This is a genomic window from Caballeronia jiangsuensis (assembly GCF_046030135.1).
GTDB classification, from domain to species: domain Bacteria; phylum Pseudomonadota; class Gammaproteobacteria; order Burkholderiales; family Burkholderiaceae; genus Caballeronia; species Caballeronia jiangsuensis.
In genome coordinates this window covers 1-22,883 of sequence record NZ_JAQQDB010000070.1, presented here as the reverse complement: position 1 = coordinate 22,883, position 22,883 = coordinate 1, and the positions used below count along the sequence as shown (strand labels likewise).

The window sequence follows — 22,883 nt, the reverse complement described above, 5'->3', positions numbered from 1 at the left end:
TAATAAACCAACACGAAACCGGGATCCGGCGAGAAGCAAAAAGCGAAAAGCAAAAAACGAAAACCGCGCCAACAAATTCCACCCCTACGTGCTCCGACGCCAAGCGTTCCCCTCCAGCGCCTCGTCGAGCGCATCGACAGACCAAACCTCATCGATTGCCTGGCGAAGCAGCGCCTGCTGACTCTTCGGCGCAAGCCCCCCAATAGGTGGATCGCGATCCAGATTCGTCGGAAACGCATAACCTTCCGCGCACGACGCGATGACCGCATCCAGTTCCGCATCGCTCATTCGTCCCGTCGACTTGCACTCGAGCAGCACCGGAAAAACCGCTTCGCACATGCGCGCGCGATCGAGCGATTCCATCGCGCGACCATATGCCGATGAAACCTGCAACAGGTTCGCCATACGCTGCACGTCGTGTGTCCGATTCGCCCCCGCCGCATGAAAGAGCGCGGGGCTGAAGAAAAGCGCGTCGCCCTTTTCGAGCGGCAATTGAACGTAGCGTGCTTCGAAGTACTCGCGAAAGTCCGCGCGACGCCACGCGACATAACCTCGGGCATACCGCTGCGAGAACGGCAGCAGTTTCGTCGGACCGCTCTCCACAGGCATATCGCTGTGCGCGACCGCGCCTTGCAGCGTGAGAAACGGCGACATCGCATGGACATGTGCCGGATAGCGCCGCACTTCATCCGCCGTCTGAAAGCCGAGGTGATAGTCGCGATGCGCCTGCTGCGCGTCGCCGCCCGGACGCACGACATTGACCTGCGACGTCATCTGGAAACCCGGACCGAGCCACGCTTGCGCCGCACACTCGATAAACGGATTCGCGAAGTAACGCGCGAACACACCAGGCGCCTGCAGACAGAGCTTTTCCTGAGCATTCCAGATGCGATCGTTCGCACCCGCCTTCGCGAAGTGATCGCCCGCGCTCACGCCTTGCGCACGCTCCTCGCGGATGATGGATTCGAAAATCGCGGTGGCCTCGTCGACCGGGCCGGTGTCCGCATACGCATGCTTCAGCACGAAGACGCCCGCACCATCGCGCAGCACTGCCGCCCATTCCGCCTGCAACGCCATCACCTGCGATGGGTCGCGTAATACGCCCGCGAGCGCGCCGCAGTCGTAAAGCGGAATCTGCCGCTGGATATCCGACGCGAACGCCGGCTTTTGCGCGGTATCACGCTCCAGCAGGCTCGCAAACTCGTCGAGCGAACAGTCGCTTTCCGTGTACCAGTTCGTCTCGTTCATGTCTCGCTCCGTTTTCCCTAAGCATAGCCGGTGCGGCGAAACGTGAACCATCAATAAAACATCAAAAAACCATCATCAAGCATTACGCTCGCTTCAGATAGCGCTCCAGAAAGTCGATGAACACCCTCACCTTCGCCGACAGATTCAGCCGCTCCGGATAGATCGCGTAGATATCGGCGGGCGGCATCGACCAGTCGGCGAGCACTTGCTTCAGCGCCCCCGAATCGAGATACGGCTGCGCGTCCCATTCGGAGCGCACCAGCACGCCGTGGTCATCGAGCGCCCAGCGCAGGGTCGCTTCGCCGTCGTTGCTGCTCATCGCGCCCTGCACCTTCACCGTCTCGTGTCGCTTGCCCTTCGTGAAATGCCACGTGCCATACGCGGTGTCGTTCTCACGCAGCACGATGCACCGATGACCGCGCAGATCATCAGGCTCTTTCGGCGTGCCATGCGCCTTCAGATACGCCGGCGATGCGCACACGAAACGCCGGTTCGCCGCGATCTTCCTGCCGACGACGCGCATGTCCGGCAACTCGCCGAAGCGTATGCCGACATCGAACGCGAACTCGGCGAGATTCATCGGACGATCGGTGAGATCGAGCTGCACGTCGACTTCCGGATATTCCCGGCGAAACCCGGACAGCGCCGGCGCGATGTGCCGCCGCCCAAAGCCAAACGTGGCGTTCACCTTCAGCAATCCGCGCGGCAGATCGCGGCTGCTCGACACCATGCGTTCGAGTTCCTGCACCTGTTCGAGCAGGCGCGAGCCAGTGCCGAGATAAAGCTCGCCTTCCTGTGTCATCGCGAGCCGCCGCGTCGTGCGATTCAGGAGCTTCACGCCGAGACGCCGTTCGAGCTGACTCAGACGCGCGCTCACCGCGGGCGGCGTCACGCCGAGCTCGCGCGCAAGCGCCGACAAGCTGCCCTGCGTGACGAGCCGCGCGAAAAACTCTAGGTCCGCGATCGAGTTCATTTATAAATCCATCTTAATAATGGGTTAAATGAGTCTGCATTTTACGGCCTCCAGTATCGAATTACACTGGCTTCGACTTATTCGAGGGGCATCGAGGGAGACAGCATGGGACAGACGCTTTACCAAAAGATCGTGGAGAGCCATACGGTTTTTCGCGTCGATGAAGAGCACGTCGCGCTATACGCCGACCTGCACATCATGAACGAGTACACGAGCCCGCAGGCATTCGCGGGGCTCGCGGAGAAAAACCTGCCGGTGCGTTGCCCGGAGAAGCAGATGGGCGTCGTCGATCACGTGATTCCGACGCATCCCGTGGCCGTCGACAAGCGCACGATCATGATCGACGCGGCCGCGCATCAGGCCGCGAACTTCACGCGCAACTGCGCGCGGCACGGGATTCATCTCTTCGACGTGCGGGACCGCGCGCAAGGCATCGAGCATGTGGTCGCGCCGGAAATCGGGCTGATTCGTCCGGGCATGGTCGTGCTGTGCGGCGACAGCCACACGACGACGTACGGCGCGCTCGGTGCGCTGGGCTTCGGCATCGGCACGTCGGAAGTGGAACATGTGCTCGCGACGCAAACGCTCGTCTATCGCGTGGCGAAGGACATGCGCATCGTCGTGGATGGCGCGCTGGCGCATGGCACGACATCGAAGGATCTCGTGCTCTACATCATCTCGAAGATCGGCGCGCAGGGCGCGCGCGGGTTCGTCGTCGAATATGCGGGCAGCGCAATCGACGCGCTCTCCGCCGAAGCGCGCATGACCTTGTGCAACATGACCGTGGAAGCGGGCGCACGCGGCGCGTTGATCGCGCCCGACGAGACGACGATCCGTTACGTGGCCGAGCGCATCGGCGACGATGCCTTCGTCGCGCAATGGAAGCAGATCCATTCCGATGCCGATGCATCGTTCGACATCACGCACCGCTTCGACGCACGCGACGTTGCGCCCTTCGTCACCTGGGGCACGAGTCCGGATCAGGCGATTGCGATCGACGCGCGCATCCCCCGCCTCGCCGATGAACCGGTCGCGAAACGCAATGCATCGAAGGCGCTGGACTACATGGGGCTGGATGCGGAACAGGCGCTCGACGGCCTCGCGATCGATCACGTGTTCATCGGCTCGTGCACGAACGCGCGCATCGAAGACCTGCGCGCCGTCGCCGATGTCGTGCGTGGCCGCAAGGTCGCGCCTTCCGTGCGTGCGATGGTCGTGCCCGGCTCCGGCATGGTCCGCGAGCAGGCGGAACGCGAAGGCATCGCGAGCGCGCTGATCGAAGCGGGTTTCGAATGGCGTCAGCCCGGCTGCTCGATGTGCCTCGCGATGAACGACGACATCCTGCAACCCGGCCAGCGCTGCGCCTCCACGACCAACCGCAATTTCGAGGGCCGCCAGGGACGCGGCGCACGCACCCATCTGATGAGTCCGGCGATGGCCGCCGCCGCCGCGCTCGCGGGCCGCATCGTCGATGTACGAAAGGAGTTCGAGCATGTCTGAGCACGCAACCCTGGCGGGCATCGCCGCGCCGCTTCCCCTGAACAATCTCGACACCGACCAGATCATGCCGAAGCAGTTCCTGTTCGGCATCGACAAGTCCGGTCTCGCGCGCGGCGTGCTGTACGACTTACGCTTCGACGCGTCGGGCAACGCGCGCGAAGACTTCGCGTTGAACAAGCCCGAATACGCGGGCGCGCGCATTCTCGTCACGGGCGCGAACTTCGGTTGCGGATCGAGCCGCGAGCACGCCGTATGGGGCCTGCAGCAAGCGGGCATCGATGTGGTCATCGCGCCGAGCTTCGGCGAGATCTTCTACTTCAACGCGCAGAACAACCGGCTGCTGCTGATTACGCTCGATGAAGCCATCGTTGCGACATTGACCGCGCTCGTGAGCGATCCGGCGACGAACCGATTGACCGTCGACGTCGAGCATCAACGCGTGAGCACGAGCGATGGCACTCACTATGCATTCGATCTGCCGCCGCGCCAGAAGCGCATGTTCATCGAAGGCCTCGACATGATCGGCATGACGCTCGCCGACAGCGAAGCGATCCGCGCGTTCGAAGCGAAGCATGAAGCCGCGCATCCGTGGATGAAGATCGATCTGCCGAAGCAACGCAAGACTCAGGCGGCGTAACCCAAGAAGAGACGCACGAGCGTCCAGCGCCGCACCATCCCCCATCAGGAGACACGTTATGGAAAGCCCTTCGTTGCGCACGGGCGCGGCGCCGCTCGGACTGCGCGCCCGCTTCTCGATGTTGACCATCGGCGGCATGCCGATCGCGATGTTCGCCGCGCTCGCACTGGTGACGATTCTCGCCGCCGCCACCGGCAAGTTGCCGAACGACATGATCGGCGGCTTCGCCGTGCTGATGCTCTCGGGCCTGCTGCTCGGCGAAATCGGCAGCCGCATTCCGGTGTTCAGGCATATCGGCGGACCCGCGATTCTCTGCCTCTTCGTGCCATCGGCGCTGCTCGGCTACAAGCTGATGGACGACGCCGCGCTCAAGGCCATCACCACGACGATGAAGACCGCGAACCTGCAATATCTTTATATCGCGTGTCTCGTCGCGGGCAGCATCCTCGGGATGAATCGCAAGATCCTGATTCAAGGCTTTCTGAAGATGTTCGTGCCGCTGCTTGTCGGCACCGTGACGGCGATCGCGGCGGGCGTGCTCGTCGGCCTCATGTTCGGCCATGACCCGAAGCACACGTTCTTCTATATCGTCATGCCGATTCTCGGCGGCGGCATCGGCGAAGGCATTCTGCCGCTGTCGATCGGCTATGCGGAGATCACCGGCGCGGCGCAAGGTCATCTCATTGCGATGATGGTGCCGGCCGCGCTCATCGGCAACGTGGTCGCGATTCTTGCGAGCGGCTTGCTCAAGCGTTTCGGCGAGAAGCATCGCGCATATAGCGGCGACGGCACGCTCGTGAAGAGCGGCGACGATCAGGCGCTCCTCAAGGAGCAAAAGGCCGAGGCCGCGCTCGATCTGCGGCTGATGGGCTTCGGTCTGCTGCTCGGCTGCACGCTCTTCATTCTCGGCATGTTGCTCGCGCCGGTCACGGGCATCCCCGGTCCTGTGCTCATGATCGTCGCGGCGGCGGTGCTGAAGGTCGCGCGCGCGATTCCCGAGCGTATGGAAATCGGCGCATATCAGATCTACAAGTTCATGTCGACGAATCTCACCTTCGCGATTCTCGTCGGACTGGGCACGCTGTTCGTGTCGTGGGACAAGCTCGTCGGCGCATTCTCGCCCGCGTATTTCGTGATCTGCGCATCGACGGTCGCGGCGATGATCGTGTCGGGCTTTTTCGTCGGTGCGTGGCTGAAGATGTATCCGGTCGAAGCGGCGATCATCACCGCGTGCCACAGCGGCCTCGGCGGCACCGGCGATGTCGCGATTCTTTCCTCGTCGAACCGCATGGGCCTGATGCCCTTCGCGCAAATCTCGACGCGCATCGGCGGCGCGGGCATGGTCGTGTTCGCCACGCTGATGATGAAGTGGTTCGGCTGATGCGTGAGCGCTCTTCGCGTCAGAACCGCTCGATCATGCCGACCTGCACGCCGCGCACCGGCGCACCGGGATAAGCCGCCGGAATGCCGACGACGTTCACGCCGCGCAGCGTGAATGTCGCGTCATTATGATTGCGCAGCATCGCGCCGCTCGCGTAGAGCAGCACCTTCGGTGAAAGATCGTATTCGCACGCGACGCTGAACTGGTCCGCGTCGTTGTCGCCGCCCGAGCGGTCGCGCGCATACGCATACCCGAGCGACGCGCGCAGGCGCGGCGTCACTGCATAGCGCATCGATACCGAAAGACCGTCGCTGTGATAACGCGGCGATCCGCCATCGCCATTGAAGTACGAAAGAAAGGCCGTCGTCTTGCCGATGCGATACGACACGCCGCCGAGATTCGCACGCAGGCCGGTGTCGCCTTGCGTATCCTGATGCGCGTAGGAAATGCGAAACGGCCCGTTGTGATACGCGAAGGTCTCGTAGTTGCCGGATAGCCCGTTGCCATCGCCGCTATCGCGCAAGGCGACCATGAGCGTCGTCGTGAAGCCGTGAAAATCGGGCGACAGGTACGCAATGCCGTTATCCGTATAAGGCGTGATCTTCGACAGATTGTTGAGGCCCGACGCAATCGTGCCCGCGCCGAAAGCATCGAGACCGCCCTTGAACGGGATATAGATCGGCGAGTACTGGCGGCCCATGCGCAACTCGCCCCACGGCGCGCCGAGGCCGATCCAGGCCTGCCGGTTGAAGATCGTGTTGGCGGTCGCGAAGGTGCCGTCCGCCGAACTGAAGCCGCTTTCGAGATCGAAGATGAGGCGCGTGTCGGCGCTCAATTGCTCGTAGCCGCGCAAGCCGAAGCGCGAGCCGCGATACGCGCCCGAATCCATGCGCGGCGTCCAAGACGAGCCGGGGTTCGTCACTTCGATGCTGGTGTCGATCGTTCCATACAGCGTCACGGCGCTCTGCGCGTGAGCCGTCGATACGCCAATGCCGCATGACATCGATATGGCCAGCAAGCGAATGAAAGTCTTTGTCGGACGCATGAAATCTTCGGCCCAAATAACGAGCCGACAGGATCAGGGTAAAAGGGTTGGCCGGACGAAGCGGCGGCAAGCATGCCAGCGCCGCCGCCCGCCATGATAATCGCCCGGGCGGACGATCAGCGATTCAACGCATACGCGATGACGTAATCGCCGCGATCGGGCGATTGCCGCGCGCCGCCCGCCGAGATCAGCACGTACTGTTTGCCGGTCTTCGGCGAGACGTAGCTCATCGGTCCGCCCTGGCTTCCGACCGGCAGGCGCGCCTTCCACACTTCCTTGCCCGTCGCGCTGTCGAACGCGCGCAGATAGTAGTCTTGCGTACCCGCGATGAACACGAGTCCGCCTTGCGTCGCGAGCGTGCCGCCGAGCGTCGGCATGCCGATGGGCATCTTCATGCGCATCTTGATGCCGAACGGTCCCGTGTCCTGCACGGTGCCGACGGGCACTTGCCACAACAGTTTCCGCGTCTTCAGATCGACGGCCGACAAGGTGCCGAACGGCGGCTTCTGGCACGGAATGCCGAGCGGCGACATGAAGCGGTTCTTGTTCACGGCATAAGGCGTGCCCTTCAGCGGCACCGCGCCCATGCCCGTGTTCACCGCTTCGCCGCCGTTGCTCGCGGGCGCGCTGTCGGTCTTTTGCGGCACCATCTGCACCCAGAGGCCGAGACGCATGTCGTTCACGAAGACGACGTGATGGTTCGGATCGGTCGACAGGCTGCCCCAGTTCATGCCGCCGAGCGAGCCGGGAAAGCTCAGCGAAACGTCTTTGTCGGGCGCGGTGAAGAGGCCTTCGTAGCGCATCGATTTGAAGCTGATCCGGCACACCAGCTGATCGAAGGGCGTGGCGCCCCACATGTCCGATTCCTTCAGCGTATCCGCGCCGATCGTCGGCATGCCGACCGAAAACGGCTGCGTGGCCGAGTATTGCTCGTTGGGGATCGTGCCCGTCTTCACCCTGCGTTCTTCGACACGCGTGAGCGGTGTACCCGTCATGCGGTCGAGCACGAAGATCTGGCCGGACTTGGTGCCGAACACTACAGCGGGTTTCGTCGATCCGTCCTGCTCCGGAAAGTCGATGAGACTCGGCTGCATCGGCACGTCGAAGTCCCACAGATCGTTGTGGACCGTCTGGTACACCCACTTTTGCTTGCCGGTGGTCGCATCGAGCGCGAGGATCGACGTCGCGTAGCGATGATCCAGCGGCGTGCGATTGCCGCCCCACAAATCCACCGATGAGCTGCCCATCGGAATGAACACGGTGTTCATCGCGGGATCGTAGGACATCGGCGCCCACGAGTTCGGCGTGCTGCGCGCGTAAGTCTGGCCCGGTTGCAGGCGCGCGTTGGGATCGTCGCGGCCCGGATCGAAGGCCCAGCGCATCTCGCCGGTGATGACGTCGAAACCGCGCAGCACGCCGCCCGGCATGTCGGTCTGGACGTTGTCCGCCACGCGCCCGCCCACGACGACCGTCGTGCCGGCGAGCGTCGGCGCTGAGGTGAGCTGGTACTTCGGATCGTCGGCGACGCCGAGGCCCGCCTTCAGATTCACGAAACCATGATCGCCGAAGCCTTCGCACAGCGCGCCGGTGTCGGCGTCGATCGCGACGAGGCGCGCATCGATCGTGTTCATCAGCACGCGGCGCTGGCAACTCGCTCCCGCCGCGACGGCAACGGCCGTCACGGGCGTCGAGCCTGCCACGGAAGGTTGCGTCAGAGGCTGGGTCGCATCGAAATAGGCGAGACCGCGGCAGCGGTTCCACACCTGCGCCTGCGCGTCGATCTCGCGCTTCCAGATTTGCTTGCCGCTGTCCGCATCGACGGCGATCACGTTGTTATGCGGCGTGCACATGTAGATGCGATCGCCGATCTGCAGCGGCGTCTCCTGATCTTCCGCGCCGTTGCCGGTGGGACTGTCGGGGATATCGCCCGTATGGAACGTCCACGCGACATGCAAATCCTTCACGTTGTCGCGCGTGATCTGGTCGAGCGCCACGAAGCGGCTGCCGCCGGGCGTATTGCCGTAGTTATTCCAGTCCTTCTGCGCGTGTTCCTTCGCAACGGGCACGAGCGGCGCTTCGTTTCCTTCGGACGCGACAGTCGGATGCGGCTGGAACATCTGCACGAAGGCGAGGAGCATGCCCGCCGCGATGACGCCGGCAAGCCCGTATGCACGCTTCGGCGCGCGCTTGCCCGTCTCATGCCTGCGCAACGATGGCCATGCGAGCAGCGCGAGCACCATGAAACCGGCCGGCAGCATCAGACGCGACACGAGCGGCCAGAAATCGAAACCGGCGTCGATGGGCGCCCATATGAGCGTGCCGATGAACGCCGCTGCATACACGAGCACCGCCGACGATTTCGCCCGCATGAACTGCACCGCCGACACGACGATGACCGCGCCCGCAATCACGAAATAGAGGCTGCCGTGCAAAAGCGCGAGCTTCGCGCCGCCGACGACGAAAAACAGACCAGTGGCCAGCAACGCGAGGCCCAGCAATACGCACCCTGTTCTCAGCACGGCTGAGAGACGGGCTTCACTCGTAGACATCGAATCTTCTCCAGGAATCTGCCATGCGATCCGGCATCGGTCGGCGAAACGGAATGCCGCGGCCATGTCGCGCCGCGCGATGAAAAGCGTTCCGTTGGAGTCAGCGCGTCGGACGACGCACTTCGTCATTCGCCGATGCCGCGGCACACGAGGAATCGGCAACGCGTGAATGCGTGCGCCGAAGTGCGCGGCTGGATCGCCTGCCCGGCCCGGTCACGAGAACCGGCAAGGGGCATTGGCGTAAACCACTATATTCTAACTGGATAGTTAAATGTTTGCTGCATTCAGCCTTCGTGCTCGCTCGCGAACGCCTCGCCCTCACGCTCCAGCCACGAGCGAAACAGCACGATCACATCGTCATCGGCCTTGTCATCGGCGACATAGGTGCAGTAGCTTCGCGACGGCAGACGCGGACCGTCGAACGGCGCGACGAGACGGCCTGCGGCGAGATCATCGGCGACGAGCGCGGTCGGGCCCATCGCGATGCCCATGCCATCGACAGCGGCCTGCAAGGTCAGATAGAAGTGATCGAAAGTCAGCACCGCCGCGGGCGTGAGCGCGGGCAGATCCACCTGCGCGAGCCAGTCGGGCCAGACGCGCGGCAGGCTCGACGTATGCAGCAACGTGTGCCGCTGCATGTCTTCAGGCGTTCGCAGCGGCAGGCGCCGCAATAGCGCCGGACTGCAAACGGGCAAGCGTTCTTCTTCGAGAAACGGCCGCATCGCATAGCCGTAAAAGGTATCCGGGCCGCCGCGGATCACGATGTCATGCGTGTCCTTCAGGCTCTCCACCGGCTCGTTCGATGTCTCTATCCTGACTTCCACATCGGGATGAAGGACGCGGAATCGTTCCAGCCTCGGCACGAGCCAGCGCAAGGTGAATGTGGCGGGCGCATTCACGGTCAGCGTTCGCGACACTGTCTCGGACAAGCCATAGCGGGCCGTGGCCTGCGCAAGCCGATCGAAAAGCGGACCGATTTCCGCGAGATAAGCCCGCGCCGCGGGCGTCAGCACGACGCGCCGGTTGTGACGCTCGAATAGCGACGCGCCGAGCCACGCTTCGAGCAGGCGCACTTGCTGGCTGATCGCGCCGTGAGTCACGTGCAGTTCCGCCGCGGCTTCCTTGAAGCTGCCGAGCCGCCCCGCAGCCTCGAAGGCGCGCAACGCGTTGAGCGAAGGCAATGCCGGTCTCATTCACCAGAGTTTTTCTAACACGACAACGCAATTTATATGGTTTGTGCAGGGCTTACAAGATAGTTATTCTATGAACTATCCGTCACATAACCGACATAAAACGCATGTTCACCTACACCGGCGGCGTCGTTCTCTTTGCAGCGGTGCTTCACGCGAGCTGGAACGCGATGCTCCACGGCAACCGCGACCGCTTCCTCTCGATGACATGGATGAGCATCGCCATCGGGGTCGTGTCGGCGTTCGTCGTCTTCTATTTGCCGATGCCCCCGAAAGCCGCGTGGCCGTACATCGTCGCTTCGGGGCTCGTGCATATCGTCTATAACGTGAGCCTCGTGCGCTCGTATCGTCGTGGCGATCTTGCGCAGGCTTATCCGATCGCACGCGGTTCTTCGCCGATGCTCGTCACGCTCGGCGCGGCGTTCTTCGCGCACGAAGGCATCGGCGTGCTGCATGCGTTCGGGATCGTATTGATATCCGGCGGCATCATGGCGCTCGCTTTGCAGGGCGGCCGCGTGTCGCGCGCGGGCGTGCTCGCCGCGCTGACGACGGGCGTGACCATCGCGATCTACACGGTGATCGACGGCATCGGCGTGCGTCTCTCCGACGGCGAAGCGCTCACCTACACCACGTGGATGTTCATGTTCTACTGGCTGATGCCGGTGATCTTCGTCGCAAAGCGTGGCCTGCCGGCGCTCTGGACGCCGGTGAAGGAAGCGCCGATGGCCGTGGGTTCGTCGCTCGCGGGCGGACTCGTATCGATAGCCGCCTACGGCATCGTGATCTGGGCGATGCAGTCCGGCGCGATGGGCGCGGTATCCGCGTTGCGCGAGACGAGCGTCGTGTTCGCGGCGCTCATCGGACGCGTGTTCCTGCGCGAACCGGTCAGCGCAAAGCGCTGGCTCGCGTGCGTGGTCGTCGCGGCCGGGGCCGTTTGCCTGGGGCTATGAAGCATGCGTCGAACTAAGGCCCAAGCCTGCCTTTGATCGACGAATCGGGATTGCGCAGGGTTCGATAAATTGCCGACGTGGCATTGGGCACGTTACCGATAAGAATCGAGAAGAACCTTGCAACCCGTACACGAATGGCACGCGGCGCCTCTGCCCGCAGATGAAGCGAAGCGGCTCCAGTTGCTGCGCAGCCTCGACCTGCTCGACACCGCGCAGGAAGAAGTCTTCGACCGCGTGACGCGCGTCGTCGCCGAGCTGTTGCAGGTGCCGATCGCGCTGGTGTCGCTCGTCGATGAACATCGGCAGTGGTTCAAATCGCGCATCGGGCTCGATGTATGCGAAACCGCGCGCGACGTGTCCTTCTGTGCGCACGCGCTGCATTCCGGGCGTCTGCTGCTCGTCGAAGATACGCGGGACGATCCACGCTTCGCGGGCAATCCGCTCGTCACGGGCGCGCCTCATATCCGCTTCTATGCGGGCGTGCCCTTGCGCTCGTCGGATGGCCTCGTGCTCGGCACGCTATGCGCCATCGACACGAAGCCTAGAACGCTGAGCGCGTCCCTGCAAGCCTCGTTGTGCGATCTCGCGGCGACCGTCGAGCGCGAAATCGTTCAGCGTGAAGCCGCACGCGAGACGCGCGAGCTTCAGGAAGCGGACCGCCGCAAACTGCGTCTGTCCGAATCGCGCTTTCACACGATCTTCCAGCGGACGCCGACGGGCAAGGCGATCGTCGATCTGAGCGGCCGCTTCGTCGAAGTCAATCCGAAGCTGTGCGAAATCACCGGTTATAGCGCCGACGAACTCGTCACGATGACCTTCCAGCAGATCACCGAGGAAGCGGACCTTCCCGCCGATCTGCAACTCGTGAGCGAACTGCTCGACGGCGCGAGAAAGACCTATACGCTCGAAAAACGATACAGACGCCGCGACGGCGAGCCTGTGTGGATCGAGCTTTCCGTCGCGCTGATTCGCGACGAGCGTGGCCTGCCGCTGCACTTCGTGAGCGTGATGCACGACATCACGAGCCGCAAGCATAGCGAAGAGATGTTGCGCGATTACCGGCAGGAACTCGAACGCCGCGTGCTCGAACGCACCTGCGAACTGACCAGCAGCCGGACCACGTTGCAGACGATCACGGACAACCTGCCGGTGCTGATCGCTCATGTCGATGCCGATCTGCGCTACCGCTTCAACAACCAGATGTATCGCGAGGTGTTCGGCGTCGAGCCGGCCGCATTGCGCGGCAAATACGTGCTCGACACGATCGGCGCGGCGACGTTCGAGCGTTGCCTGCCCTACTTCCGTCGCGTGCTCGCGGGCGAACGCGTGACGCACGAGGATATCGTCTACGAGGGCGCGCCCGGCCGCATCTGGAACGCGACGTATATCCCCGAATACCGGCGCGATGATGTCGGCGGCTTCTACATCATGTCGCAGGACATCACCGAGACGAAGCGGCGCGAGAACCAGATGCGCTCCGAAGTGATGCTCGACGCGCTGACGGGCCTGCCCAACCGCCGCGCGCTCGCCGAGCAGCTCGCGCTTTCCGTCGATGCGGCCCGTGACGAAGACGTGCCCTTCGCACTCTTCTTCATGGACCTCGACGGCTTCAAGAGCGTCAACGACCAGCACGGCCACGACACGGGCGACGCACTCCTCAGACAAGTAGCCGCGCGCCTGAAAAAGACGACGCGCGCGGGCGACCTCGTCTGCCGCCTGGCCGGCGACGAATTCGTGCTGCTCGCGCGGGGCATTGCGTCGGCGAGCGCATGCAGCCGGATCGCGCAGGATATCTGCCGCGCGATCGGCCGGCCTTTCGAACTCGGTTGCGGAGAGGCGCATCTCGGCACGAGCGTGGGCATCGCGATGTGCGCCGGCGGCTTCGATACCTCCGCTGAAGCGATCCTCGCCGACGCCGATCGCGCAATGTACGAGGCCAAGCGCAAGGGGCGCAACGGCTTTCGCTTCGCGCCGGTGTTTGCCGAAGCGACGACGCCCGCGATCGACGACTATCGACACGAAATTCTCACGATGCGGAATTGAGGTCCGTTTCCCGAAAATCTACGCTGCATGGCAGCACGGCGCGGGTTGCACATGGGAGGATCGGCTTTCTCATCATGAGAGCGTGCGCATAGCGCGTTGATTCATATCGACTTTTATTTGGTGCGCAACACCACGTACGGCACCCGGCCGCCGTCGTTTCTTCGATAACCTCTTATACAAGAGGTGCACGTTCGCCGATGCGGACCGCCCAGTGCTTTCCAATCACGCGGGAGTAACGCAATGCAGAATGTCTATATCGAACCGATGCCGAAGGGCCAGTGGGGACCGATCGACGGCTACACGCTCGAATTCCATGACGGCACGAAGATCACGCAGCAGGTTTATCGCTCGGAACGGCTCGCCGCCGACGAAATCAAGCTGCGCGGATATGCCCCGATGGTCGCGAAGGTCCGCGTGACCGACAAGACTGTGGACGATCACTGGCAACCCGCCGCATAAGCCTTGCAAATGCGCTTCGCGTCTTGCGCGAAGCGCATCCCCCGCCAATTTCCCCCGCCGCATCGCGCTGAAAACGCACTGACGTCGTGCGCGATGTCATAAAAGCGTCGACTGGGCGATGCACGATGCATGTCTGTCTTGCATGGAGACCGACAATGTTGATTGCCTGCGCCGCCTATCAGGACGGCCGAAAGCTCGGCGACATTACCATCGAAGCAATCAGCGATTACGTGCAGAAGCCGGAGTGCTTCGTCTGGGTCGCACTGAAAGACCCCGAGCCCGCCGAACTCGATGCGATGAAAGAGGAATTCGGTCTGCACGAGCTCGCTGTCGAGGATGTGCGCGCGCATCATCAATGGCCGAAGATCGAGGAATACGGCGAGTCGCTCTTCGCGGTGATGCACACCGTCGAGCTGCAGGATGACGCCAGTCTGCTGTTCGGCGAAGTCGACGTGTTCGTCGGCAGGAACTACGTGCTCTCGGTGCGCATGCGCACGATGCACGGCTTCAAGAAAGTCCGCGAACGCTGCGAGCGCGAACCGCCCCTTCTCAGGCAAGGTTCCGCGTTCGTGCTCTATGCGCTGATGGACGATATCGTCGACGGCTATTTTTCCGTGCTGGAAACGATGACCGCCGAACTCGAAGTGCTGGAAGACCGCATCTTCTCGCGTCAGGAGGGCCGCGATTCGCGCGAGCTGATCGAAGACCTGTATCGCTTCAAGCGACAGCTCGTCGTGCTGCGTCATCACGTCGGCCCGCTGCTCGAAGGCGTCGGCAAGCTGACCGGCGGCCGCGTGCCGGGCATCTGCGAAGGCATGACGGCCTATTTCAAGGACGTATACGTTCACCTGGAGCGGATCGTCGGCGCGATCGAAGGACGCCGCGAAATGGTGATCACCGCGATTCAGGTCAACCTCGGCATGATCGCGCTCGCCGACAGCGAAATCACCAAGCGTCTCGGCACGTTCGCGGCGATGTTCGCGGTGCCGACGATGATCGCCGGCATCTATGGCATGAACTTCGAGCACATGCCGGAATTGCACGCGCGCTTCGGCTATCCGACAGTCATCGCGGCGATCGTCACCATCGACTTCCTGCTCTTTCGCTGGTTTCGAAAGGCGAAGTGGATTTGAGCTTCCGCTTAATTCTTCGTTTTGCCCGGCTTCCAGCTTCCGTCCGTGGTCATGGCGGGTTTCACCGGCGCAGGGATGGCCGCGACCTTCTGGAATTCCTTCGGCGCGGTTTTCGTTCGTGCGACCGGCGCGGGACTCGGCGACTTGGCCGCCTGCCGATTCTTCGGCTCCGCGCTAGCCACGCGGCGTTGCGGCGGCTCGGTGCATGCGCGACCGGCTTTGTGCGCACATGCGGCGGTGGGTTTTGCTTTTGAAGCAACCTTGGATACGGCTTTCGAATCGGCCTTCGAAACCGTTTTGGTCGCGGCTTTGACCGCGTGCTGCGCGCGGGACGCCGGATGTTTCGCCGCGACCGGTCGTTCGGGAACGACAACCGGGGGAGTGTCGTGGACTTCGCTCGACGCGGCTACCGCCATCAACGGCGAAGGCGTTTCGGCTGAAGAATTCGCCGGCCCGCGATGCGTCGCCTCGACGATTCGCTGCGGCGCCACATCGACCTTCGGCGGGTTCTGTTGTCCGACGCTGCCCGCGACCGCGACAGGCAGTCCGGCCGCGCGCGCCGTCGACGGATGTTGTTCGAAATAAGCGCGTATCAGGAAACACGCGCTGATCACGACGCCGCCCATCGCGACCGTGGCCAGTATCGAGTTCGAAGCGCGCTGTGGTTCGATCACGACGGTGCCGGCGGCGGTTGCGGGAGCGGGCAAGCGCGGCTCGCGCCGGCGCGGACGCACGCTCCAGCGCACGCGCGCCACTTCGCTCGGTTCCTGAAAATGACGCGTTACGCCGCGCGCCGCCTCGACCGCCCGCACCGCGGTCTCCGCGCCCTTCGTGAGTACGGCTCCGTGTCGGTCGGCGCCGCAGAACGGGCATACGCTTTCTTCTACTGATGAAAGGCTTTCACACCGGGGGCAGATGATGAGGTATAGCGACGAGCCGCCGGCCCGCTGGTCCATTGTCACACTCCGTCCGAATCAGTTCGGAAGGCCGATCGACAATCAGCGATCGCCCGGTCGCAAGTAATACATACGAATCACCGTAGCATACCGGGCAACGTTTCGGAAGATCAAACAAACCCATCGGGAAGCGTTCAATTGTCAGGCGAATAAGGCTCTCTTCGCGACGCGGCCATTAATTCGGAGCTAATTCAACGCCCCCATGATATGCACGCATACCTGAGCGGAGGACGATGAAATGAGCCTGCTGACCGATGAACGCCTGACCACACTGAGCGAGATCGCCACCGATTGCTTCGATGTCGATTTCAGAAGCGGCGATGCACTCGACGATCGCATCGCCGTCAAGCCGATCGATATCGTGCGCGCGCTGGAAAGCGCCTATGACATGGGGCTGGTTGCAGGCTATCACCTGACGCGCGGAAAGATGTGCCCGCGATAATCGGCGCTGCTTCCGAGCGCGATCGAGCTTATCTTTTGACTAATGGCGTAACGCTCGTTTCGGGTTGCAGCGTTCCGTCCTTCGTTTTCTTCATGAAGGCACGGATAGCTTCGTTCAGAGGACGCTCCATCGTCAGATAGGCAAGATAGCCAACGAATATCGACGCCATCACAAGCAGGATGCATGCGATATCGCCTTGCAAAGCCCGCGACTTGTCGAAGTGTCCGAGACCGTGGGCGATCACGGGTACCGTGAGCGTATGCGTGAGATAGATCGAGTACGACGCATTGCCGACGGGAAGCAGAACGATTCTTGGAATCCATCCATTGGCCGATTCCCAGAAGACAAACCCTGCCACGAGCAGCGCCGATGGAATGCCAGCGAAGATGAACCGGTGCTCCATTTCGGGCGTGATGGGCGACACAAAGAATCCCAGTATTCCGGTCACTGCCATGCAGGCTGAGACGGCAATGGGAACCTTCATTCGTTGCGTATACATCCATCCGATGATGCAGCCGAAAACGAATTCGAGCATCATCGGGTTCGTCATGAAACGCCAGTAAAAGGCGTTCGGCTGAGCTATGAGCGACCCGAGTCCAAGCATCACGAAGAACGCCACGATGCAATACCGCATGGGACGCTCGGCAAAGCATAGCGAGACAGCAAAGACTAGATAGAAGAACATCTCATACGTGAGGGTCCATCCTACGTACAAGACGGGATATGCATGTCCTGCCTCTTTGACTTCATAGGGCAGAAAGAGATAGGACGTGATGGTCCGCGCGAGGCTGAACTTTTCGGTGCTGAAAACGGAAGGCGCGAACAACAGCAGCATCACCATGAACGTCGTCAAGAGCCAGTACATGGGCGCGATGCGAGTCAGACGCGCGAGCATGAACTTCCGGGCGGCGTCGATGCCCCGCGGCTTGTTGGCCGTGGTCAATACCATCACGAAGCCGGAGATCACAAAGAAGATATCGACGCCCGCCATGCCGCGGATAGCGAATCCCGATGTGTATTCGGGAACCCAACCGGCGTTTTTCAGGCTATTGACCGCGTGAAATGCCACGACAAGGCTGGCCGCGATGCCGCGCAGCCCTTGCAAAGAATCCAGTTTGGTCATTGCGGATAACCTCGTCGGCGCCGGTGTCGTCAATACATTCCTTGAGGCCTTGCGCGCCTCATTTCACCAGGGCCTTGATGGCCAGCTTCTTTGCCATCTGGAATGTCTTGGGGAATCTGGTTTCAATGCCCAGCACCACGCGGCTGGACAGCCGCTCCATATCCTTCGGGCAATTGAACGCCATGCCATTGAACTCGCGCAAATTCAGCGGCTTGATCTTAGACTGAAACTGCAGAAACCGGTGCGAGGCCGGAATGAAATGCGACGTCAGAGAACTGCGGGAAAATTCCGGCCGCGTCGTGCGCAAGCTTCCATGGATCGTTTTCGAGTTCCAGACAAGCACGTCGCCTTTTTGCAGGAACGGCGCGCGGAATTCGAGTTGTTGTTCGGCGAGGATCTTCCTCACAAGCTCTTTGTATTGACCGTGATTGAACGCAACGTCGAAGTTCTTCCCGTTCTTCACCATGTCGATGCGATGACTGCGCGGCACCACGAAGAAGCGCCCCGCGCCCGCGTCGATATCCTCCAAGGCGTACCAGCAGCCCACCATCGTGCCGATTCTCTCGCTATCGAGATAATACGTGTCCTGATGAGGCCACGTTTCCGCGTTTCCTTCGAAGTACATGCTCTGCACGAGCTTGCCGTCTTCCGCAAAGAGTTCTCGCGTGATCGCCTTGATCGGCGTACTCGCAAAGGCTCTGACCGCTAACTGCTTTAGCGGCGCGAACTCCAGATCACCAAGAGATTGAAGATTGAGCAGCGGATTCATCACGAACCCGTATTCGTTGATCTTGTTCTTTTCCGGATTCGCTGTCGCCTGCCGATATATGTATCCCGGATAGCGCTTGACGGTATTCTCGAATGCATTGCGAATGGAATCGCACACGGTCTGATCCACTACGCCGCGCACGACGACATAGCCATTCTCCTCGTAGTATTGCTTTGCACCGGCGAGGTCGATCAAGTCGAACGTGGTCGAGTTCTGAGCCACGGTTTCCGGAATTTCGATTTCAGTTCCAATCGGACTAAGGATCTTGTACATGGTGGGCACCGAAGGCTGATTAGACCGGCATGATCGCTCTCTCGGGAGCCCTTACACGCTACGTCGAACGCGTCAGCCTGCGTCGCTCCTGACGGATTCCGCCAAGGGATTGGCCTGAAGTGGCAAAAACGCCGGCGGTGTTTCCGACGATCACGACTTCGCCGCCGCGCGCGGCAAATGCGGCGCAGTCTGTGCGATGTGATCGAGTTCGTCGCGCACCGCGTCGATCACACATGCGTCGTGCACACAGGGACTGGCCGCATGGAGCGCTTCGAGACGCCGCCGCACCGCGCCGTACTGCGCGCCCGCACGGCGATGCAGTTCAGCCCGCTCGCTGTAGCGCAGGAGCGTCTGCAACGAGGCGAGCACGGCCGCGCTCAGACTCGTCATGCCGATGATGATGCGCACGTCAGGCGACACCGCCTGCGCGACGAGCGAAAGGAACGCCGACGTGCCCGTCGCCGCCGTGATGCCGATGACGCCAAGACCGAGGCGTCGGCCGCAGCGCGTCAGCCGGTCGGCCATCGTGTAGTGACGTATCTGCGATTCGCGGGCGCGCCTGATCCACGCCAGCACGAGCGCCGGCGTGTCGCGAGGCGGATCATACGAGGAAGCCGTGCCGGTTCGTTGCGATTGAAGGAGCAAGTCGGTCATGTTCGAAGCATTTCATGAACAGACCTCATCGTCGCCGCGAACACGGACACATCGTGTCCCGTTCAGCGCGGCGCCTGGATCATCTTCCAGCCGTTGCCGGCGGGATCGCGAAAGCCCGCATCGACGCTGCCGAAGCGTTCCACCGGCTCTTGCGTGAACTCCACGCCGCTCGCCTTCAGCCGTTCGTAGGTCGCGCGGCAATCCGCAACGGACAACACGAGCGGCGGCATCGCGCCTTTCGCGACCATCGCGCGCAGGGTGAGCGCGGTGGCGTCGTCGTGAATGGGCGGGCCGGGCGCGAACAGGCCGAGCTGGAACGATGGCTGATCCGGATGCTGCACGGTGAGCCATCTGTACGTGCCGTTGCGCACGTCGGTGTGAACGCGAAATCCGAGTTTGTCGACGTAAAACGCGAGCGCTTCGTCCTGATCGTCGACATAGATGCCCACCACGCTGATGCCCTGGTTCATGTGACCTCCTTCGTTGAAGATGGCCGCACTGTACCCGTCGCGCCCCGCCGCCGCTTCTCCAAAACTGCGATCGTGAGATCGGGGCGCTGCGCAGCCTTCAGTACGCACGCGGGCACGCGATCGAGCGCGGGCGCGACGGCGCGGGACTCGACGCGCATCGCGCCCGGACTGTGGCCCGTGATATCGCGAAAGATGCGGCCGAAGGTGCCGAGGCTTTCCCAGCCGGTGACAAACGCGATGTCCGTGATGGAAAGGTCGGTGTCGCGCAACAGCGTGACGGCCTGCTCGATGCGCCGCGTCAGCAGATAGCGATGCGGCGGAATGCCGAAGGCTCGCTTGAACGAGCGCGCGAAATGCGCTTCGGAGACGCCGCTGACTTCGGCCAGACGCCTGACCGGCCAGTCTTCGTGCGACGACGCATCCATGCGGTCTTTGGCGCGCAGGAGGCGCCGCAGCAGTGCCGGATCTTGCGAGGCGTCGGCGCTGTCGTGATCGCGTGATGGCATGACGTTCGGGGCGCGAAAAGTAAGCGGTTAGTGTAGCCCGCACACGCCAGCTTCGGCCGCAAAAGAAAAGCGTCGTGCGGACGAAAATCCGCACGACGCGAAGATCGCTCACTCCCTGGAGGGAAAAGAGCTAGAGGGGATGGAAAGCATCTTAGCGCGCGCAAATGCGGCGCCAAGCGCCGGAAAGCGGGCGATTTGCGGTTCACTTCGCCGAATCGAATCAAAGCAACGGCAGCGTCAGCCGGATGTGCTCCGCAAACGCCGCCGTCAGCAGCGAAGGCCGCTCGCGCGCGAATTTCAGCGATATGCCCACGCCCGGCAACGCGGGCAGACCGGGATCGGCATTCAGCACGCAGAGATCGGCGGGCACCGCTGTCTGCGTGATGACCGCGAAAGCCTGCCCTGAGCGCACCAGCGCGGTGAGACCCGCGAGGCTGCTGCTCGCATACGCGATGCGATACGCCTTGCCCGCGTGTTGCAGCGCCTCGCACGCGGCGATGTGATCGAGCGTATCCGGATCGGAGAGCGCGAGCGGCAGCGGATCGTAGTGCGCCGAATCCATCCCCGGACAGCCGATCCAGACCAGTTGCTCGCGCCGGATCACGTCGTCACCGGGGCTGTCTTCGGGCAGCGAGAGCATCGCGAGATCCAGCGCGCGCTTCTTCAACTGCTCGGCGAGCCGGGGCGTCGGGCCGCACACGACTTCCACGAGCGCATGCGGATGCTGACTCGAAAACTGCCGCAGCAGGCTCGGCAGGAAAACGGCGGCGTAATCGTCCGGACAGCCGAAGCGGATGCTGCCCGAAAGCCCTTTGCCGCACAGATCGGCCATCGCTTCATCGTGAAGCCGAAGGATGCGCTGCGCGTGCACGAGCAGACGCTCGCCGGGATTCGTCAGCACGACGCCGCGGCCGGTGCGCTGAAAGAGCGGCTGATCGACGATATCCTCCAGCCGCTTCATCTGCTGGCTGAGCGCGGATTGCGTCCGGCCGATGCGCTCGGCCGCGCGGCTCAGCGCCCGCACTTCCGCGATGACGGCGAACGATCGCAGCAATTCGATCTCAAGCGAAAGACTCAAGATATTAGATCCTCTTCTATCTCGCATTAGAACTATTCGATTCTATAAAACCAGAGCGCCGACTACACTGCAAGTTCTTTCACCTTTCGCCAGGAGAAGCACGGTGTCCAAGAACAACGACGCAACTTTTTGGCAGAACGCCAGGCAGCACCTCATCCGCTACGGCGGCACCTTCGAGCCGATGATCATCGAGCGCGCTCAGGGCAGCTTCGTCTACGACGCCGACGGCCGCGCGATTCTCGATTTCACGTCGGGACAGATGAGCGCCGTGCTGGGTCATAGTCACCCTGACATCGTGTCGGTGATCAGCGAATACGCGGGCAAGCTGGACCATCTCTTTAGCGGGATGCTGTCGCGTCCCGTGGTCGATCTCGCGACACGTCTCGCCGACATCACGCCCGCCGGGCTCGATCGCGCGCTTCTGCTCAGCACGGGCGCGGAGTCGAACGAGGCGGCGATCCGCATGGCGAAGCTCGTCACGGGGCGATATGAAATCGTCGGCTTCGCGCAGTCGTGGCACGGCATGACGGGACATGCCGCGTCCGCCACGTACAGCGCGGGGCGCAAGGGCGTCGGTCCGGCGGCGGTCGGCTCGTTCGCGATTCCCGCGCCGTTTCCGTATCGCGCGCGCTTCGAGCGCAACGGTCATTACGACTGGCTGGCGGAACTGGATTACGCGTTCGATCTCGTCGATCGTCAGTCGAGTGGGAATCTCGCGGCTTTCATCGCGGAACCGATACTGAGCTCGGGCGGCATCATCGAGTTGCCGGAAGGTTATATGGCGGCGTTGAAGCGCAAGTGCGAGGAGCGCGGCATGCTGCTGATCCTCGATGAAGCGCAGACTGGCATCGGCCGTACCGGGACGATGTTCGCGTGCCAGCGCGACGGCGTCACGCCCGACATCCTCACGCTATCGAAGACGCTGGGCGCGGGCTTGCCGCTTGCGGCCACCGTGACTTCGGCGGCGATCGAAGAAAGAGCGCATGAGCTCGGCTATCTGTTTTATACGACGCATGTGTCCGATCCTTTGCCGGCTGCCGTCGGGCTGCGCGTGCTGGATGTGGTCGAGCGCGACGGGCTCGTCGCGCGCGCGAACGTGATGAGTGCGCGGCTCAGGCGCGGCCTGCTCGATCTCATGGAACGGTTTGACTGCATCGGCGATGTGCGCGGGCGCGGTCTGCTGCTCGGCGTGGAGATCGTCAAGGATCGACGCACCAAGGAACCCGCCGATGGTCTCGGCGCGAAGATCACGCGCGAGTGCATGAATCTCGGGTTGAGCATGAATATCGTGCAGTTGCCTGGGATGGGTGGGGTGTTTCGTATCGCGCCGCCGCTCACCGTCAGCGAGGAAGAGATCGATCTCGGGATTGATTTGCTCGGCAAGGCTATCGAGCGGTCGTTGTAGAGGTTTGATTGGGGAGGTGGGGGTTGTGGTTCGGGGTTTGTTTCGCCGGATCCCGGTTTCGTGTTGGTTTATTAGCACTGCCCCTCCCCGGGGCGGGGG

21 protein-coding genes are annotated in these 22,883 nt (G+C 62.5%); 9 read left to right on the top strand and 12 right to left on the bottom strand.

The window, feature by feature from the left end; genetic code table 11:
• Positions 1-84: 84 nt before the first annotated feature.
• Together PQR08_RS37420 and PQR08_RS37415 are read right to left on the bottom strand one after the other, a co-directional pair.
• Positions 85-1,248: a phytanoyl-CoA dioxygenase family protein gene (locus PQR08_RS37420; protein WP_250486589.1), complete on the bottom strand. Its 1,164-nt coding sequence runs from the start codon at positions 1,246-1,248 to the stop codon at positions 85-87.
• A gap of 82 nt (positions 1,249-1,330) precedes the next feature.
• Positions 1,331-2,221: a LysR family transcriptional regulator gene (locus tag PQR08_RS37415; protein WP_250486588.1), complete on the bottom strand. Its 891-nt coding sequence runs from the start codon at positions 2,219-2,221 to the stop codon at positions 1,331-1,333.
• A 105-nt stretch (positions 2,222-2,326) separates the two neighbouring features.
• On the opposite strand from PQR08_RS37415, the gene leuC reads away from it, so the two are divergent.
• Genes leuC through PQR08_RS37400 form a run of 3 tightly spaced genes read left to right on the top strand, consistent with a single transcriptional unit; the run spans position 2,327 to position 5,739 of the window.
• On the top strand, positions 2,327-3,721 hold the full coding sequence (leuC, locus tag PQR08_RS37410; protein ID WP_250486587.1) for a 3-isopropylmalate dehydratase large subunit: 1,395 nt from the start codon (positions 2,327-2,329) through the stop codon (positions 3,719-3,721).
• The gene (gene leuD, locus PQR08_RS37405) at positions 3,714-4,358 is read left to right on the top strand and encodes a 3-isopropylmalate dehydratase small subunit (RefSeq protein WP_250486586.1); all 645 of its coding nucleotides are present in this window, start codon (positions 3,714-3,716) and stop codon (positions 4,356-4,358) included. Before leuC ends, leuD begins: the two co-directional genes overlap by 8 nt.
• A gap of 58 nt (positions 4,359-4,416) precedes the next feature.
• Entirely contained in the window at positions 4,417-5,739 is a 1,323-nt protein-coding gene (locus PQR08_RS37400) for a 2-hydroxycarboxylate transporter family protein (RefSeq protein WP_250486585.1), read from the top strand.
• A gap of 19 nt (positions 5,740-5,758) precedes the next feature.
• On the opposite strand, the gene PQR08_RS37395 is transcribed toward PQR08_RS37400, so the two are convergent.
• From PQR08_RS37395 to gcvA, 3 genes are all read right to left on the bottom strand, one after another.
• Positions 5,759-6,742, bottom strand: coding sequence for a porin (locus tag PQR08_RS37395; RefSeq protein ID WP_250486584.1), 984 nt, complete (start codon positions 6,740-6,742; stop codon positions 5,759-5,761).
• 158 nt (positions 6,743-6,900) lie between these two features.
• Positions 6,901-9,333 (bottom strand): glucose/quinate/shikimate family membrane-bound PQQ-dependent dehydrogenase, encoded by a 2,433-nt coding sequence (locus tag PQR08_RS37390; protein ID WP_250486583.1) that lies wholly within the window; start codon positions 9,331-9,333, stop codon positions 6,901-6,903.
• A gap of 284 nt (positions 9,334-9,617) precedes the next feature.
• Positions 9,618-10,526, bottom strand: a complete 909-nt coding sequence (gene gcvA / locus PQR08_RS37385; RefSeq protein ID WP_250486582.1) for a transcriptional regulator GcvA — start codon at positions 10,524-10,526, stop codon at positions 9,618-9,620.
• 104 nt (positions 10,527-10,630) lie between these two features.
• On the opposite strand from gcvA, the gene PQR08_RS37380 reads away from it, so the two are divergent.
• From PQR08_RS37380 to corA, 4 genes are all read left to right on the top strand, one after another.
• A complete protein-coding gene (locus PQR08_RS37380) occupies positions 10,631-11,473 on the top strand; it encodes an EamA family transporter (RefSeq protein ID WP_250486581.1) in 843 nt (280 codons plus the stop codon).
• 117 nt (positions 11,474-11,590) lie between these two features.
• Positions 11,591-13,516, top strand: coding sequence for a bifunctional diguanylate cyclase/phosphodiesterase (locus tag PQR08_RS37375; RefSeq protein ID WP_408164261.1), 1,926 nt, complete (start codon positions 11,591-11,593; stop codon positions 13,514-13,516).
• Between the two features lie 240 nt (positions 13,517-13,756).
• Entirely contained in the window at positions 13,757-13,975 is a 219-nt protein-coding gene (locus tag PQR08_RS37370) for a hypothetical protein (RefSeq protein WP_187606830.1), read from the top strand.
• Between the two features lie 155 nt (positions 13,976-14,130).
• Positions 14,131-15,108: a magnesium/cobalt transporter CorA gene (corA, locus tag PQR08_RS37365; RefSeq protein ID WP_250486579.1), complete on the top strand. Its 978-nt coding sequence runs from the start codon at positions 14,131-14,133 to the stop codon at positions 15,106-15,108.
• Between the two features lie 8 nt (positions 15,109-15,116).
• Here the strand turns inward: corA and PQR08_RS37360 are convergent, their stop codons facing one another.
• Positions 15,117-15,920 (bottom strand): hypothetical protein, encoded by an 804-nt coding sequence (locus PQR08_RS37360; protein WP_250486578.1) that lies wholly within the window; start codon positions 15,918-15,920, stop codon positions 15,117-15,119.
• Positions 15,921-16,302: 382 nt separating this feature from the next.
• Between PQR08_RS37360 and PQR08_RS37355 the strand changes: the two genes are divergently transcribed.
• Positions 16,303-16,506, top strand: coding sequence for a hypothetical protein (locus PQR08_RS37355; protein ID WP_187606833.1), 204 nt, complete (start codon positions 16,303-16,305; stop codon positions 16,504-16,506).
• A 28-nt stretch (positions 16,507-16,534) separates the two neighbouring features.
• On the opposite strand, the gene PQR08_RS37350 is transcribed toward PQR08_RS37355, so the two are convergent.
• The 6 genes from PQR08_RS37350 to PQR08_RS37325 all read right to left on the bottom strand — a co-directional run bounded on the left by PQR08_RS37350 (position 16,535) and on the right by PQR08_RS37325 (position 21,406).
• Positions 16,535-17,629 carry an acyltransferase family protein gene (locus PQR08_RS37350; protein ID WP_250486577.1) on the bottom strand — a complete coding sequence of 365 codons (1,095 nt, stop codon included), beginning with the start codon at positions 17,627-17,629 and terminating at the stop codon, positions 16,535-16,537.
• Positions 17,630-17,687: 58 nt separating this feature from the next.
• On the bottom strand, positions 17,688-18,671 hold the full coding sequence (locus tag PQR08_RS37345) for a phytanoyl-CoA dioxygenase family protein (protein ID WP_250486576.1): 984 nt from the start codon (positions 18,669-18,671) through the stop codon (positions 17,688-17,690).
• Between the two features lie 150 nt (positions 18,672-18,821).
• Positions 18,822-19,325, bottom strand: a complete 504-nt coding sequence (locus PQR08_RS37340; protein ID WP_250486575.1) for an SLATT domain-containing protein — start codon at positions 19,323-19,325, stop codon at positions 18,822-18,824.
• 62 nt (positions 19,326-19,387) lie between these two features.
• Positions 19,388-19,795 carry a VOC family protein gene (locus PQR08_RS37335; protein WP_250486574.1) on the bottom strand — a complete coding sequence of 136 codons (408 nt, stop codon included), beginning with the start codon at positions 19,793-19,795 and terminating at the stop codon, positions 19,388-19,390.
• Complete coding sequence (locus tag PQR08_RS37330; protein ID WP_250486573.1) at positions 19,792-20,301, bottom strand: helix-turn-helix domain-containing protein; 510 nt, start codon at positions 20,299-20,301, stop codon at positions 19,792-19,794. The genes PQR08_RS37335 and PQR08_RS37330 overlap by 4 nt, the downstream gene beginning before the upstream one ends.
• Positions 20,302-20,521: 220 nt before the next feature.
• Entirely contained in the window at positions 20,522-21,406 is an 885-nt protein-coding gene (locus tag PQR08_RS37325; RefSeq protein ID WP_250486572.1) for a LysR substrate-binding domain-containing protein, read from the bottom strand.
• Between the two features lie 76 nt (positions 21,407-21,482).
• On the opposite strand from PQR08_RS37325, the gene PQR08_RS37320 reads away from it, so the two are divergent.
• Entirely contained in the window at positions 21,483-22,784 is a 1,302-nt protein-coding gene (locus PQR08_RS37320; protein ID WP_187606840.1) for an aspartate aminotransferase family protein, read from the top strand.
• Positions 22,785-22,883: the final 99 nt, after the last annotated feature.